The following is a 14284-nucleotide window of genomic DNA, read 5'->3' as shown; positions in this document are numbered from 1 at the left end:
TCCCTTTGGACGGCCCGGAAATTCTCTTGGCACCTCACCGGTTCAGCAAGCTCCCCACATAGCGCAGGAGCTCGTTCGCACTGGCCGGGGTGTAACCGTACTCTTCCACCAGACGGGCGATCACTTCGTTGATCTTCTTGAGTTGGTTCTCGTCCGGCGTTTTGGTGGTCGTGGTGATCTTGACGACGTCTTTCAGGTCGGCAAACAGTTTTTTCTGGATGGCCTCCCGCAAACGCTCATGGGAGTTGTAGTCGAATTTTTTGCCTTTGCGTGCGTAAGCGGAGATGCGGATCAGGATTTCCTCACGGAACGCTTTTTTGGCGTTTTCGGAAATGCCGATCTGTTCTTCGATGGAACGCATCAGCCTTTCGTCCGGCTCCAGTTCCTCGCCGGTGATCGGGTCGCGGATTTTCTGCCAGTTGCAGTATGCTTCGACGTTGTCCAGATAATTTTCCATCAGGGTTTTCGCCGATTCCTCATAGGAGTAGACAAACGCCTTCTGCACCTCTTTTTTGGCGATTTCGTCGTACTCCTTCCGGGCCAGCGAGATGAAATGGAGATATTTGGCCCGTTCCTCCGGCGTGATGGACGGATGTTGATCCAATCCGTCTTTCAACGAGCGGAGAATGTCCAGCGCGTTGATGAACTCTTTTTCCCTGCGGATCAAGGCACTGGAAATGCGATTGATGACATAACGGGGATCGATGCCGCTCATGCCCTCATCCAGATGCTCGTTCCGCAGTTCCTCGATGTCGATGTCCTTCATGCCTTCCACGGTTTCTCCGTCGTACAGGCGCATTTTCTTCAGAAGATCGACGCCCTGTTTCTTCGATTCTTTGAGACGGGTCAGAATGCTGAAAATGGCGGCCGTTCGCAGGGAATGGGGGGCGATGTGAACGTGGGCGAGATCGCTTTGCTTGATCAGTTTGCGATAAATCTTTTCCTCTTCGGTGACGCTGAGGTTGTAGGGGATGGGCATGACGATGATCCGCGACTGGAGCGCTTCGTTTTTCTTGTTGGCGATGAACGATTTGTATTCCGCTTCGTTCGTGTGGGCCACGATCACTTCGTCCGCGGAAATGAGTGCAAAGCGACCGGCCTTGAAGTTCCCTTCCTGGGTCAGCGACAAGAGGTTCCACAGGAATTTTTCGTCGCACTTGAGCATTTCCTGGAACTCCATGAGCCCGCGGTTGGCCTTGTTGAGTTCTCCGTCGAAGCGATAGGCGCGGGGATCGGATTCGGATCCGTACTCGGTGATCGTGGCGAAGTCGATGCTCCCCGTCAAATCGGCGATGTCCTGGGACTTGGGATCCGACGGGCTGAACGTTCCGATCCCGACCCGATCGTCTTCCGACAGGAACACCCTTTTCACAATCACATCTTCGATCCGCCCGTCATATTCTTCTTTGAGGCGGAAGCGACACGCGGGACACAGGTTTCCTTCCACTTTGACCCCGAATTCCTTTTCGAAGTCCTCCCTGAGCTCCCGGGGAATCAGGTTGAGCGGCTCCTCTTGCATCGGGCAGTCCTTGATGGCGTAAAGAGCGCCCTCGGGAGTGCGGGAATACTCCTCCAGTCCCCGTTTGAGCAGGGTGACGATCGTGGATTTTCCTCCGCTGACCGGTCCCATCAGGAGCAGGACCCGTTTGCGCACGTCCAGACGCCGTGCGGCAGCCTGGAAGTATTCTTCCACCAGTCGCTCGATCGCCCGGTCCAGGCCGAACAGCTCCCGGCTGAAGAACAGGTATTTTTTGCGTCCGTTCGCATCCGTTTCGATGCCCGCTTTGGCGATCATATTGTAAACGCGGGAGTGAGCGGTTTGTGCCACTTGCGGATTCTTTTTCACAATCTCGAGATATTCGGCGAAGGTTCCTTCCCACATGAGTTCCTTTTCGCGCTGACGATGCTCGGCGATCCGCTTGAGGATGTCCATGGAAAGCCTCCTCTCCCTCTGTAGGAATGGGAATGCCGGGGATAAAACACAACATTCGTTTGACTTTTCTGATTTTTTCTGTTTGGAATCGGATGTTTCATGACGTTTGCGGGGTCCTCGGGATGCTTGAATCCCTGGAGTGAATACATTCTATGCGGCATTCAAGAGGGTGTTACTTCTATTTTATCAGAAAATAAAGGAAAAAGATAGAAAAACCTTGGGGAATTCCCAAGGTTTTTTCAGGAAATCAAATCAAATACGCCGCTGCCTTCACGAATCGAGCGCAGGAGGTCCGCAAGGCTTCCCTCCTGGTTCACCTCATACGTCGGAGCCCCCCGGTCGATCCGGTATCGGTCCACATAAAACGTGCGCATCCCCAACGTGGACGCCACCATGTCTTCCTGCATGTCGTTGCCCACCATCACACATTCTTCCGGACGGACCCCGAGCTTCTCCGCCACATCCAGATAATACTCCGGAAGCGGTTTGCAGAACCGGGAATTTTCAAACGTGGTGACGAAATCAACGGGCAAATCGCCCACCCCCGCCCAGCGGAGACGCTCCCGGATGGCCGATTCGGGAAAAACGGGATTGGTGGCAACGGCCACTTTGAGCCCCTTCTCCAGCGCGGCCTCCACCACCCGGCGCGCGAACGGATCCTGTCCGCAATGTTCGCGGAGCTTCGGAAATTCTTCGGCGTAAAACCGGTCAAACAGCGGCCAGATCCGATCTTTTTCAAGTCCGGTGATGCGCAGGAATTCCCGTTCAAACACCTCTTCGTTTCTGAGATCGGCCCGGGTGTCCCGGATCATGGTCATCGTGGCCTGCCAAACCGCCGGGACCAGCTTGTCCGGCGGAATGACCCGGGAGACGTAAGGAGCCAGCGCGTTCAGATAGACATGGACAAACCCTTCGGTGTCGACCGGAAGCAACGTACCGTCCAGGTCAAACAAACAGGCTTTGATCATGGCTCAGCGACCTTTCCTTGTGGAAGTTCTGTCAGACCAGTCCGAAGAAGCCGTTCTGCCGGAACGCTTCAAAGACGACAACGGCCACCGAGTTGGACAGATTGAGGGAGCGGGTGTTCGGGCGCATCGGAATGCGGATCAAGGTGTTTTTGTGAGCCTCCAGGATGCGGTCCGGCAAGCCGGACGTCTCCTTTCCGAACACGAAAAAATCCCCTTCGCGATACTCAAACTCCGTGTAATGTCTGCTCGCCTTGGTGGTGGAACAAAAAAAGCGGCCGTCCGGATATTTGGCCATCAATTCTTCAAACGATTGATGGTGTTCGATGTTCAGCTCATGCCAATAATCCAGCCCGGCCCGCTTCAGTTTGGTGTCATCGATTTTGAAACCGAGCGGATGAACCAGATGAAGCGTGCACCCGGTCACGGAACAGGTGCGTGCCACGTTGCCTGTGTTCGGCGGAATCTCCGGTTCAACCAGCACGATGTGAAATGGCACGGTTCATCCCTTCCGTTTCCGAAAAATCTTCTGTACCTGTATTATTTTACTTGATGAACCAATCACACTCAACGGTCTTCATGCGATCCGGAAAAACGCATAGCGGGTGTTCGGTGTCCATGCCGCCGAATCCCGGTATTCCCAGCGTCTGCGAAAACTGTCGTTGGTATGGGCATTCACCAGCGGCGCGCCGTCCGCATCGATGGCGGTGACGATGACATTGTGGTTCCACCTGCCGTCCCCTTCAAAGTCATAGCAAATCACGTCACCGGGCCGCAAATCAAAGGCAGAGGCCGCTTTTCGCACGTTTCCCGTCGGTCCGCCTCCGTTCAGCAGGAGATAAAAACTGTGTGCCACCGCCCAACTGAAGCTCCACGTGAATCGCTTGCCTCTCCTCCGGCACCACCAACCTCTCGTCATGGGAAGACCGCCTTCATGGAGACACTGGGAGATGAAATTGGTGCAATCGTCCGTGAAAGCCGGATAGGCCGGGTTTCGCTTGTTCCACCAGCGATCGGCATACCGGACGGCTTTTTCCGGGTCATAGGCCATTGTCGATTCCCCCCGTTTCGTCACTTTCCCCAACTTTATGAAATAATCGGAAAAACAGTGAATACGCGGCAGGAACTTCGACGTTTTTTTCAGAAGAATACAACAAATTCATTTTCCCCATTTTTTCCGGGTGAGGGAGGGGCCGCCATGGATGTGCAGTCCGTGCGCAAAACGATTCTCGTTCTCCTGTCGGTCATCATCTTGGTATTCTTCATGTTTTTGGCAACCGTCTGGGTCATGTACAAAACGACATTCGAAGGTTTGGTCGGTACCGTTCCCGATGTTCCCTCCGTTCATGCGGAGAAAGGTTGAGCCCTCCGCAAAAGCCGTCGAAAGACGTTCACCCCCGGCCTGCAGTCGGCCGGGGGTTTTCTTTCTGTCCGAGGCAGCAAAAAACGGGCAAGAAATTCTCCGTTCCTTTGCCCGTTCATTCCCTCAGAGAGATTCCTGTTTCAGCCATCCTTCCAGTGTCAGCAAGTACTCCTTGATGTGAAGCCCGCCTCCATAGCCGACCAAAGATCCGTTGGCACCGATCACCCGATGACAGGGAACGATGATCGAGATGGGATTTTTGTTGTTGGCCCCGCCGATCGCCCTGACGGCTTTGGGCGCCCCGATGGCCTGTGCCACGTCCTTGTAGGAGCGAACTTCCCCGTACGGAATGTTCGTCAATTCCTTCCAAACGAGTTTTTGAAAAGGGGTGCCGCAAAAGTCCAGAGGAAGTTCGAAGTGAAAACGCTCTTTGTTGAAATATTCATCCAATTGTTTCACGACCGGTTCCAGTTCCCGGTCATTCCGTTCCAGACGCGGGTTGCGGTACCACTGGTTAAACCACACTGTCAGCCCCGCCAGCGGCGCATTCGGCCGATTGAAAGTCAAATGGCAAAGCCCCTTTCGGCTGAGGGCAAGCGTCAGTGTTCCAATCGGACTTTCCATCTGGCTCCAAGCGATGGTCTGTGACCCTGTGGACATCCGGTGAACCCTCCCTGACAGCGGTTCTTTATATTTTACATGGAAAGCGTTGACTTGACGAGTGTTTCCAATAATCTGCATGTAAGAATCCTGTCTGTTTTCTTGGACGTATTCATGCCCGAAAAAGTGTCACAAAATCTCGCCAAGTTCACGGATCGGTCAATTTCCAAATCATGGGGGAAAGCCGGGTCATCCCGCAGCTTCCCCCGCCAGTCGGATTCCCTTTTCGATTTCCTTCCGTACTTCTTCATCGGTTTCGCTCCGGAGGGCCTCCACGAGCGCGGACCGGACTCCTTCCCCGCCGATCTTGCCGAGCGCCCATGCGGCGGTGCCTCTGATCACCGGACGGGGGTCTTCCCGCATCAGCCGGATCAGGGTCGACACCGACGATTTGTCCCGGAAATGGGCCAACGCGAGAATGGCGTTGCGCTGGATGGGCTTCTTCCCCCGCCATGAACCGGCCATCTCCCCGAACCGCTCTTTGAATTCCCTGTTGGACATGTCCAACAGCGGTTTCAGAAGGGGTTTGACCAGCTCGGGGTCCGGACGGAATTCCGAATGGAGATCCACATGTTTTTTCCGGTTTTTCGGGCAGACGATCTGACAGGTGTCGCATCCGTACAGGCGGTTGCCGATTTTCTCCCGGTATTCATCGGGAACGAACCCCTTGGTCTGCGTCAGGAAGGCGATGCAAGCCTGGCTGTTGAGTTGACCGGGAGCCACGAGTGCTCCGGTGGGACAAGCCCGGATGCAGAGGTCACAATCCCCGCATCCATCCTCAACCGGCTCGTCCGGCGGGATGTATACATCGGTCAGCATTTCGCCGAGATAGACCCATGATCCGAATTCCTCGGTGATCACGGACGTATTCTTCCCGCTCCAGCCGATTCCCGCGCGGACGGCCACCGCGCGATCCGACAAGGCACCGGTGTCCACCATGATCGCCGTCCCGGCATGGGGAACCCACTCTTTCAGCACGCCGTCCAGACGGTTCAGCTTGTCCCTCAGCACATGATGGTAATCCCGCCCCCAAGAAGCCCGGCAGAAGATGCCACGGTAAGCACCCCGCTCCGATTTGGGCGGATCTTTCAACTTGGACGGATACGCCAGAGCAACGGAGATGATGGTTTTCACTCCGGGCAGCGACAGCTCCGGTCGTGTCCGCTTGTCAAGATCGGGTTCCTCGAATCCGGATGCATACCCCTTCTCCCGGCTTTCCTTCAGGCGCTCTTTCAGCTCGATGAACGGATCCGCGGAAGCAAAGCCGATCTTGTCAATGCCGATTCGTTTGGCCTCGTCGATCAAACGCTCTTTCAACCGTTCCGGTGTCACTTGCATCACCTCCCTCTGTTCTCCCCGGGTTCGCAACCGGCGTCACTGCCCGGGAACGGCCGCCCGGGCCAGTTCATCGCACCGGTTGTTCAGTTCCACGTCACTGTGCCCTTTCACTTTGATGAATTCGACTTGATGTTTGCGCGTCAACGCCAGCAGACGCTGCCACAGGTCTTTGTTTTCCACCGGCTTTTTGCCCGATGTCATCCACCCGTTCCGTTCCCATTTCTCATGCCACTTCTGCTGAAAACAGTTGACGATGTAGGCGCTGTCGGAATGAAGTTTGACCCGGCACGGTTCTTTGAGCAGCTCCAGGGCCTTGATGACCGCGGTCAATTCCATCCGGTTGTTGGTGGTCTCGGGCTCTCCGCCGGAAATTTCCCGTTTGTGGCCTTTGTACAGAAGAACGGCCGCCCATCCGCCGGGGCCGGGATTGTGAGAGCAGGCGCCGTCCGTATAGATGATCACTTCTTTCACCGCGAATCCCCTCTCTGAACGGACAGTGTTCGCAACCGGTTGATGGCACCGGCCAGTTCATGCTTGCGGGGCATCGCCAAATTGCCCGGGTGTCCCCTGAACGGAGAGATCGTTTCCAGACCCTGTTCGGCCGTTTCCGCCGTCAATCTGTCGATCCACTCCCGCAATGTGACTTTTCCGTCGGCGCGCTCGGCGATTCGTTTGATCATCCAGGCGAGCGCACGGGTCTGCGAGGGATGGACCAGCTGTTCCAATCCCGACAAATCGATCGGCTCCGTGCCGTACAAAATGGTGTGAAGCCCTTTGGCATCCACTTTTTCACGGGAACCCCGTCTGGCGTCAAAACCGTCCGGCCGAACGCGTCGGTCGGTCACTTCCCCGAATCGGTCTCCTCCTTCGGCATGGCGGCGATCTCCGAATTCGCGGGCAATCTCATGCGCACGCGTCGTCACGTCCACGGGACGATAATGATCCATCAAAATGACCTTGTCGGCCACCCCGAAATAATCTCCCGATCCTCCCAGCACGAGAATGCAGGAAACCCCGTGTTCGTCATACAGTTGCCGCACCTTGTCCACGAACGGAGTGATCGGCTCTTTTTCTTTCGCCACCAGCGCCTGCATGCGGGCGTCGCGGATCATGAAGTTGGTGGCACTGGTATCTTCGTCGATCAGGAGACAGGAAGCTCCCGCTTCCAACGCTTCCATGATGGCCGCCGCCTGCGATGTGCTTCCGCTGGCATCATCCGTGGAAAAGGATCGGGTATCCCGCTTGAAGGGGAGGTTGTTGATAAACGGGGAAATGTTCACGTTTTTCACGGACCGGCCGTCTTCGGCGCGGATCTTCACCGCATCCCGGTCCGTCAGTACATATTCCCGTCCGTCCCCTTCGACGTGGTCGTACACCCCGCGCTCGATCGCTTTCAGCAGCGTGCTTTTTCCGTGGTATCCCCCGCCGACAATCAACGTGATGCCTTTGGGAACGGCCATTCCGCTCACGGGTGTGCCGTGCGGAACGGACACGCTCACCCGCATGGACTCCGGCGACGCAAACCGGATGACGTCGCCGCCTTTCATCGGACGGTCACTGGCCCCGCTCTCCCTGGGCAGAACGGCCCCGTCCGCGATGAACGCCACCCATCCCCGTCTGCGCATTTCTTCGCGAATCGCTTCCTGATTGTCGGTGAGCTCCATCCTCCGGCGAACGGACTCTTTGTCTTTCTCCGACAGGAAAAAGGCCCGCTCCGCACAGGCGGGCAGCACTTCCAACAGCATGCGTGCGGCTTCCCGGCCGAGCACCGTCCGTCCGCGGGCGGGAAGTCCGATTTCCAACCGGGCTTCCACACTGTCGGAGCAGACGTTCACGGAACTTCTCTGAATGATTTCCTGCCCCGGGCGATCGATGCTGATCATCCCGCTCTTGCCGGTTCCGACTCTTCTCGCTTCGGCATCCAACAAGCGAGCCCATTTACGGGTGAGCCAGTCTTCCAAGGCGATTTTTCGCCGGGGAGTCTCCCGCCATTCCCCGGGATAAGCGGCAAGACCCATCGGCATGCGCACACGGATTCTCGTGGGCGATGCGAACGGATCCCCCTGCACGTGATCGATGTACAGCGTGAACGAAGGGAATCTCCAAACGCCTTCAATGTCCTTGTATGCTTTGTATCCTTTTCCGTCAATCCGTCTCAGGATGTCTTCCAGCTTCTTCATCCGGATCCTCCCTTTTCCGGTTTTCGGGAGTTGTGCATTCCCCCTTATCTTACCCCCGGAAGGCCGTCGGAGGAAACCCGCCCGGTCGGGAACCGCTTCCGCCAAACCGGAAAAATGAGCAAAAGCCGCCCGGTCGGGGGCGGCTTTTTGTGAGCATAAAAATGGTCGGGATGACAGGATTCGAACCTGCGACCCCCTGGTCCCAAACCAGGTGCTCTACCAAGCTGAGCCACATCCCGACGTGATGCATGTGAAATTTTCGTCACATGATGCAAATTGTATTGTATCATCCCCGGTTCGTTCTGTCAATGAACCCGACTCAGGTTCCGACCGGAACCGGGAACACCGAAAAACGGATGACCGTTTCGGTCAACGGTCATCCAACCAACCGCAGTTCTCGGTCGTCGGGTCACTGACGATCCCGAGCAGTACCAGAATCCCGAGCACCCAATCCACGAATTCATACTCCGGCAGACCGACATCCACCCCGATCGTTTTCAAAAACATCAGCAAAAATGCCACCAGCGAAACCCAGAAACCGGCATTGCGAAAACGACTCTTCCAGTCCATGATCTTCCTCCTCCCGTGTGGTTGGAAGTTCGCACGGGACTGTATCGGTCATGACCTGGTGTGCCGTGCTCCACAATCATCGTATGCCGGCAGGATTCGTCCGGATTCGGCGGAACACACAGTGAAAAACAAATTGAGCCGAATGTCCGTCGACCGCTCGTTCCATGGGCAAACAAAAAACACCGTCCGGATCGACGGTGTTTTTCCGTTTGGTGCCGAAGGTGGGACTCGAACCCACACTCCTTGCGGGAACACGATTTTGAGTCGTGCGCGTCTGCCAATTCCGCCACTTCGGCATGACAATTCAATTTCGGCGACAAGATAAAATTTAGCACGGATCGAGCAACTTGTCAACAAAAAATTTTTCGTTTCGATCCGATGACCGGAAATGAAGAAAACTTCCGGGTTCCCGGTGGCAACGCCGGAAACCCGGACGGGTCATTTCATGCGCTCGATGTTTTCCCTGAGCCGTTCCTTCGGCAGGATCACTTGCACGAATTCGCTTTCGCCGACGATGGCGCGATCATGTTCGGCGATCACGTCGCAAACCAGCTTGTTTTCCGTGACTTCCCGAACGGTGGCCACAAACGTGACCGTTTTCCCGACGGGAGCGGGAGCGCGGTGCTTCACGTTGATGGAAGCACCGACTCCTTCTTCATGTTCTTCCAGAAACGGTTCCAGGATCTTTCGTCCGACCCACTCCATGTAATAAACCATGTGCACGGTGGAGAGCACCGGGTGAATCTTGACGCCGCCGAATCCGGCGGTCATGTCATCGGTGACCGTGACGGTCATCGTTTCCCGGAGCCCCGGTTTGAGTCCCTGCTTCATGCTGCCGCTCCGCTCAGACGCCGAACGGATTCAGCGGTTTCGGACCGATGTAGGAGAGGACGGACTTGGTCTCCATGTACAGGTCGAGCGACTCCAGCGCCAGTTCGCGGCCGAAACCGGATTGTTTGTAACCGCCGAACGGCAGTCCCGGGAAAGCCGAGAACGGGTTGTTGACCATGATGATGCCCGCTTTCAGCTGACCGGCCACCCGGTGTGCACGGCCGAAGTCTTTGGTCCACACGGCCGCGGCCAGACCGTAGATCGTGTCGTTGGCCATTTTGATGACTTCTTTTTCGTCCTTGAACTTGATGATGACGACGACCGGACCGAAGATTTCTTCCTGGGCCACGCGCATGTCGTTGGTCACGTCCACCAGTACGGTCGGCATGTACCAGTGTCCTTTTTCAAATTCCGGACCTTCCGGCACTTTGCCGCCGAACGCCACACGGGCTCCTTCCTGTTCGCCGAGCCGGACGTAGGAATCGATCACGTCCACCTGCGATTTGGAAATGACGGCACCCACGTGGGTCTCCTCGCTGAACGGATCGCCCACTTTGAGTTTGGACGCTTTCTCCACGAATTTTTCCACGAACTCGTCATAGATGTCCTCATGGACGAACAGACGGGAACGGGCTTCGCAGGATTGACCGGTGTTGTAGTAGATGCCGAACAGCGAACCGTTGATGGCGGCTTCCAGATCGGCGTCCGGGAAGACGATGTTCGGGGATTTGCCGCCAAGCTCGAGCGTGACCCGCTTCAGGGTCTCGGAAGCTTTGGCCATGATGTCTTTCCCCGTGGTGGTTTCACCGGTGAAGGCCACTTTGTCCACGCCCGGGTGTTCGACGAGGTAAGCACCCACGTCCGCACCGCTTCCGGTGATGACGTTGATCACGCCGGCGGGCACTCCCGCTTCATGACAGATGTCGGCAAGAACCATGGCGGTCAGCGGAGTCAGGCTGGCCGGTTTCAGCACGATGGTGCAGCCTGCGGCCAGGGCCGGAGCGATTTTCCAGGCGGCCATCATCAGCGGATAGTTCCACGGAACGATTTGCGCACAGACACCGACGGGCTCTTTCGTGGTGTAGTGGAAGAATCCGCCCGGCACCGGTTTGGTTTTTCCTTCGATGGTGTGCACGGAAGCGGCGTACAGCTCGAAGTCCTCGATGGCTTGCATGACCTGTCCTTTGGCGGCGGAGAGAGATTTTCCGCTGTTGAGGATCTCGAGTTCCACCAGGTCATTGAACCGTTGGCGCATGATGGCGGCCGCTTTGTTCAGGATTTGTCCGCGACGGCTGGCCGGCCATTTCGCCCACTTGCTGTTTTCCAGAGCATCACGGGCGGCGGCGACGGCGCGGTCCACGTCTTCTCGGGTGGCTTTGGCCACTTCGGCGATTTTCTCGCCGGTGGCCGGATTGTATACGTCAAAGTATTTGCCGGAGCTGGAAGGGGTATGTTCCCCGCCGATCAGGAGATCATATTTTTCCTTGAGCAGGGTGAACGTTTTTTCCGCCATGGGCAATCCTCTCCTTGTATGGGATAAAAAACGAAAATCAGTCCATGAACATGCGTCCCGGGCCGCGATGCGCCCGGCCCGAAACGGCTTCCTTCCGCGTCTGTTCCGACCAAACGCTCAGTCATCCACCCGTTCAACCAGCGTGGCGATGCCCTGCCCCACGCCGATGCACATGGTGGCGAGGCCAAAGCGGCTTCCCCGGCGCTTCATTTCATGAACCAGCGTGGTCATGATGCGGGAACCGCTCGCTCCGAGCGGGTGTCCGAGCGCGATCGATCCGCCGTTCACGTTCACTTTTTCATGGTCCAGTCCCAGTTCGCGCATGCAAGCCAAGGCTTGAGCCGCAAAAGCTTCGTTCAGCTCCACCAGGTCCAGATCGTCAACGGTCAAACCGGCCCGCCGGAGCACCTTTTTCGTGGCACCGACCGGTCCGATCCCCATGTACAGGGGGTTGACGCCTTCCACCGCAAACGTGACGATGCGTGCCAGCGGTTTGAAGCCGAGACGACGTGCCGTTTCCCGTTCCATCAGAAGCACGGCGGAAGCTCCGTCGTTGATGCCGGCCGCGTTTCCGGCCGTCACGGTTCCGCCGGCCCGGAACACCGTCTTGAGCGTGGAGAGCTTCTCCAGGGTGGTTCCCGGACGCGGGTGCTCGTCACGGTCAAAGACAAACGTTTCTTTGCCGCGGGTGACGGTCACGGGCACGATTTCGTCGTCAAATTTCCCTTCTTCCCAGGCCGCCTTGCAGCGCATTTGGCTGTCGTAGGCGAAACGGTCCTGGTCTTCCCGGGATACTCCGTATTTCTCCGCCACGTTTTCGGCCGTCTCTCCCATGCTGATGGGATCGTACATGGCCGCCAGTTTCGGATTGACAAAGCGCCAGCCGAGCGTGGTGTCGACCAGTTCATGGTTGCCGCGGGCAAGACCCGTTTCGGGTTTCAGCATCACCAACGGGGCGCGGGTCATGTTCTCCACGCCGCCGGCGATCATGATGTCACCGGCTCCCACGGCGATGGCGGCCGATGCCTGATTGATCGCCTCGAGACCGGAGCCGCACAGCCGGTTCACCGTGCTGCCGCCCACTTTTTCGGGCAACCCCGCGAGCAAAAGAGACATCCGGGCCACGTTGCGATTGTCTTCTCCCGCTTGATTGGCACAGCCGAAAATCACGTCTTCTATGCTTTCCGGATCGAGAGACGGGTTGCGCTCCAACAGCGCCCGGATCACCACCGCTCCCAGGTCGTCGGCCCGCACCGTCGCGAGCGAACCCTGAAAGCGGCCGATCGGGGTGCGCACCGCGTCCACGATCACCACTTCTCTGAGCTTCATCTTCTGCCACCTCCCGGCCGGGATTCATGCTTCGTAACGGTAAAATCCACGCCCGGCCGCCTTGCCGGTCCAACCGGCATACACCATTTTCCTCAGCAGCGGAGCGGGACGATAACGGTCATCCCCCGTTTCCCGGTGAAGACCGCTCAGAATGTCCACGATCCGGTCGATGCCGGCCAAGTCCGCCCAGGCGAGCGGCCCGTGCGGCCAGTTGGTTCCTTTGCGCATCGCCAGATCGATGTCTTCCCGGGACGCCACGTTCTCCATGAGAGCGAACGACGCCTCATTCACCAGAAGGGCCAGCGTGCGCGGGAAAACCAGTCCCGGTTCGTCCCCGACCATCTCCACTTCTTTGCCGAGTTCGTTCCAGAACTCCAGGTGTCTTTCCCAAGATGCCGATTCTTCCGCCTGCAGAGGGCGTGACACTTCGAGGAGCGTCATCTCACTCAAAAAAAGCGGGGAAAATCCGACGACCCGCTCCGGCCGCTTCAGCCAGGAAGCGATTTCCGTCGCCGTTCTGTGCAACACGGAAGTGAAAACGGGCACATGCTCGGGAAGATTTTCTTCCAGGACCGTCAACCAGTCCCGGTGCCTTTCATCGGTTCCGGCCTCCAGATCGATCAGGGCGGCGACGCCGCTCAAATCCAGCGCCACCGTGTCCGGCACCTCGATGCCGCGATCGGTCAGGAAGCGAGTCACTTTTTCGTACAGTTCTCCTTGTCCAATCACCGCGACTTTACGACTCATAGCGGTAATGCCCCTTTCCGGTCTTCCGGCCGAGCGCTCCGCGTTCCACCATCATGCGCTGCGCAAAGTGGGGACGCAGGCGCGGTTCGTGGAAGTATGCCTCGTAAACGGAGACCGACGCGGCGTAGTTGATGTCGATCCCGATCAGGTCCTGCAATTGGAACGGCCCCATTTTGAATCCGGCCGCCCGCATGATCCGGTCCACCTGTTCCTTGGAAGCGATCCCCTCTCCCACGATCCGATACGGTTCCAAGTGAAACGGGCGGGCCACCCGGTTGACCAGGAATCCGGGAGAATCGGAAACTTTGACCGGTTCCTTGCCGATTTCCTTGAGCCAGGCGTAAGCCCGTTCCGCCAGCTCCGGATCCGTTTCGGCGGCGGAGATCACTTCCACCAGCGGCATCAGGGGCGCCGGGTTGAAGAAATGGAGCCCCATGACCCGGCCGGGATGACGAACCGCGGCGGCGATGGCCGTGATCGGAAGCGAAGAGGTGTTGGATGCGAGAACCGTGGATTCGGAAACCGATTGCTCCAACCGTGCGAACAAATCTTTTTTCACATCGAGCCGTTCGACGATCGCTTCGATGACAATGTCCCTGTCCGCCAGCTCTTCCACGCTTTCCGCATAGCGGATCCGACCGGAGACGGCATCGGCCTGTTCGGCCGTCAAACGGCCTTTTTCCACTTGTCTGGACAGCCGTTTGCGAAGCCCGTCCATCGCCCGGTCGAACACTTCCCGGGACAGCTCGAGAACTTGCACGTCATGACCTGCGGCAGCCAGTACTTCGGCGATCCCGATGCCCATGGTGCCCGCCCCGATCACCGCGGGGCGGGTGAATGCACTGCCGCTCACGA

The 14284-nt window shown here is 57.4% G+C and carries 15 protein-coding genes and 2 tRNA genes; 1 reads left to right on the top strand and 16 read right to left on the bottom strand.

The window, feature by feature from the left end; genetic code table 11:
- Nucleotides 1-34: 34 nt before the first annotated feature.
- The 4 genes from EG886_RS03470 to EG886_RS03455 all read right to left on the bottom strand — a co-directional run bounded on the left by EG886_RS03470 (nt 35) and on the right by EG886_RS03455 (nt 3949).
- Nucleotides 35-1933, bottom strand: a complete 1899-nt coding sequence (locus tag EG886_RS03470; protein ID WP_124726834.1) for a PrkA family serine protein kinase — start codon at nt 1931-1933, stop codon at nt 35-37.
- A 239-nt stretch (nt 1934-2172) separates the two neighbouring features.
- On the bottom strand, nt 2173-2901 hold the full coding sequence (locus tag EG886_RS03465) for an HAD family hydrolase (protein ID WP_124726833.1): 729 nt from the start codon (nt 2899-2901) through the stop codon (nt 2173-2175).
- A gap of 31 nt (nt 2902-2932) precedes the next feature.
- The gene (gene trmL, locus EG886_RS03460; protein WP_124726832.1) at nt 2933-3397 is read right to left on the bottom strand and encodes a tRNA (uridine(34)/cytosine(34)/5-carboxymethylaminomethyluridine(34)-2'-O)-methyltransferase TrmL; all 465 of its coding nucleotides are present in this window, start codon (nt 3395-3397) and stop codon (nt 2933-2935) included.
- Nucleotides 3398-3475: 78 nt separating this feature from the next.
- A complete protein-coding gene (locus EG886_RS03455) occupies nt 3476-3949 on the bottom strand; it encodes an amidase domain-containing protein (protein WP_124726831.1) in 474 nt (157 codons plus the stop codon).
- Between the two features lie 147 nt (nt 3950-4096).
- Between EG886_RS03455 and EG886_RS13635 the strand changes: the two genes are divergently transcribed.
- Nucleotides 4097-4261: a hypothetical protein gene (locus EG886_RS13635; protein WP_164491627.1), complete on the top strand. Its 165-nt coding sequence runs from the start codon at nt 4097-4099 to the stop codon at nt 4259-4261.
- A gap of 123 nt (nt 4262-4384) precedes the next feature.
- On the opposite strand, the gene EG886_RS03450 is transcribed toward EG886_RS13635, so the two are convergent.
- From EG886_RS03450 to EG886_RS03395, 12 genes are all read right to left on the bottom strand, one after another.
- A complete protein-coding gene (locus EG886_RS03450) occupies nt 4385-4921 on the bottom strand; it encodes a methylated-DNA--[protein]-cysteine S-methyltransferase (protein ID WP_124726830.1) in 537 nt (178 codons plus the stop codon).
- 189 nt (nt 4922-5110) lie between these two features.
- Nucleotides 5111-6259: a tRNA epoxyqueuosine(34) reductase QueG gene (queG, locus tag EG886_RS03445; RefSeq protein ID WP_124728642.1), complete on the bottom strand. Its 1149-nt coding sequence runs from the start codon at nt 6257-6259 to the stop codon at nt 5111-5113.
- Between the two features lie 36 nt (nt 6260-6295).
- Nucleotides 6296-6730, bottom strand: a complete 435-nt coding sequence (gene rnhA / locus EG886_RS03440; RefSeq protein WP_124726829.1) for a ribonuclease HI — start codon at nt 6728-6730, stop codon at nt 6296-6298.
- Nucleotides 6727-8439 carry an ABC-ATPase domain-containing protein gene (locus EG886_RS03435; RefSeq protein ID WP_124726828.1) on the bottom strand — a complete coding sequence of 571 codons (1713 nt, stop codon included), beginning with the start codon at nt 8437-8439 and terminating at the stop codon, nt 6727-6729. The genes rnhA and EG886_RS03435 overlap by 4 nt, the downstream gene beginning before the upstream one ends.
- 162 nt (nt 8440-8601) lie before the next feature.
- Nucleotides 8602-8678, bottom strand: a tRNA-Pro gene (locus EG886_RS03430).
- Nucleotides 8679-8808: 130 nt separating this feature from the next.
- Nucleotides 8809-9009, bottom strand: a complete 201-nt coding sequence (locus EG886_RS03425; protein WP_124726827.1) for a phage holin — start codon at nt 9007-9009, stop codon at nt 8809-8811.
- Nucleotides 9010-9219: 210 nt separating this feature from the next.
- Nucleotides 9220-9305 (bottom strand) — tRNA-Leu (locus tag EG886_RS03420).
- 142 nt (nt 9306-9447) lie between these two features.
- Nucleotides 9448-9840 carry a thioesterase family protein gene (locus EG886_RS03415; RefSeq protein ID WP_124726826.1) on the bottom strand — a complete coding sequence of 131 codons (393 nt, stop codon included), beginning with the start codon at nt 9838-9840 and terminating at the stop codon, nt 9448-9450.
- A gap of 13 nt (nt 9841-9853) precedes the next feature.
- Nucleotides 9854-11353 carry an aldehyde dehydrogenase family protein gene (locus EG886_RS03410; RefSeq protein ID WP_124726825.1) on the bottom strand — a complete coding sequence of 500 codons (1500 nt, stop codon included), beginning with the start codon at nt 11351-11353 and terminating at the stop codon, nt 9854-9856.
- A gap of 117 nt (nt 11354-11470) precedes the next feature.
- Nucleotides 11471-12682, bottom strand: a complete 1212-nt coding sequence (locus EG886_RS03405; protein WP_124726824.1) for a thiolase family protein — start codon at nt 12680-12682, stop codon at nt 11471-11473.
- A 24-nt stretch (nt 12683-12706) separates the two neighbouring features.
- Nucleotides 12707-13429: a 3-hydroxyacyl-CoA dehydrogenase family protein gene (locus EG886_RS03400; protein WP_124726823.1), complete on the bottom strand. Its 723-nt coding sequence runs from the start codon at nt 13427-13429 to the stop codon at nt 12707-12709.
- Entirely contained in the window at nt 13419-14282 is an 864-nt protein-coding gene (locus EG886_RS03395) for a 3-hydroxyacyl-CoA dehydrogenase NAD-binding domain-containing protein (RefSeq protein WP_241154357.1), read from the bottom strand. The genes EG886_RS03400 and EG886_RS03395 overlap by 11 nt, the downstream gene beginning before the upstream one ends.
- Nucleotides 14283-14284: the final 2 nt, after the last annotated feature.

It is taken from the genome of Staphylospora marina (assembly GCF_003856495.1).
GTDB classification, from domain to species: domain Bacteria; phylum Bacillota; class Bacilli; order Thermoactinomycetales; family Thermoactinomycetaceae; genus Staphylospora; species Staphylospora marina.
This window is presented reverse-complemented; position numbering and strand designations above follow the sequence as displayed.

Bases quoted from the DNA above. Each gene is read 5' to 3' on its own strand.
- EG886_RS03470 (WP_124726834.1), bottom strand. From the start codon at position 1,933: ATGGACATCCTCAAGCGGATCGCCGAGCATCGTCAGCGCGAAAAGGAA.
- EG886_RS03465 (WP_124726833.1), bottom strand. From the start codon at position 2,901: ATGATCAAAGCCTGTTTGTTTGACCTGGACGGTACGTTGCTTCCGGTC.
- EG886_RS03455 (WP_124726831.1), bottom strand. From the start codon at position 3,949: ATGGCCTATGACCCGGAAAAAGCCGTCCGGTATGCCGATCGCTGGTGG.
- EG886_RS13635 (WP_164491627.1), top strand. From the start codon at position 4,097: ATGGATGTGCAGTCCGTGCGCAAAACGATTCTCGTTCTCCTGTCGGTC.
- EG886_RS03450 (WP_124726830.1), bottom strand. From the start codon at position 4,921: ATGTCCACAGGGTCACAGACCATCGCTTGGAGCCAGATGGAAAGTCCG.
- queG (WP_124728642.1), bottom strand. From the start codon at position 6,259: ATGCAAGTGACACCGGAACGGTTGAAAGAGCGTTTGATCGACGAGGCC.
- EG886_RS03435 (WP_124726828.1), bottom strand. From the start codon at position 8,439: ATGAAGAAGCTGGAAGACATCCTGAGACGGATTGACGGAAAAGGATAC.
- EG886_RS03425 (WP_124726827.1), bottom strand. From the start codon at position 9,009: ATGGACTGGAAGAGTCGTTTTCGCAATGCCGGTTTCTGGGTTTCGCTG.
- EG886_RS03415 (WP_124726826.1), bottom strand. From the start codon at position 9,840: ATGAAGCAGGGACTCAAACCGGGGCTCCGGGAAACGATGACCGTCACG.
- EG886_RS03410 (WP_124726825.1), bottom strand. From the start codon at position 11,353: ATGGCGGAAAAAACGTTCACCCTGCTCAAGGAAAAATATGATCTCCTG.
- EG886_RS03405 (WP_124726824.1), bottom strand. From the start codon at position 12,682: ATGAAGCTCAGAGAAGTGGTGATCGTGGACGCGGTGCGCACCCCGATC.
- EG886_RS03400 (WP_124726823.1), bottom strand. From the start codon at position 13,429: ATGAGTCGTAAAGTCGCGGTGATTGGACAAGGAGAACTGTACGAAAAA.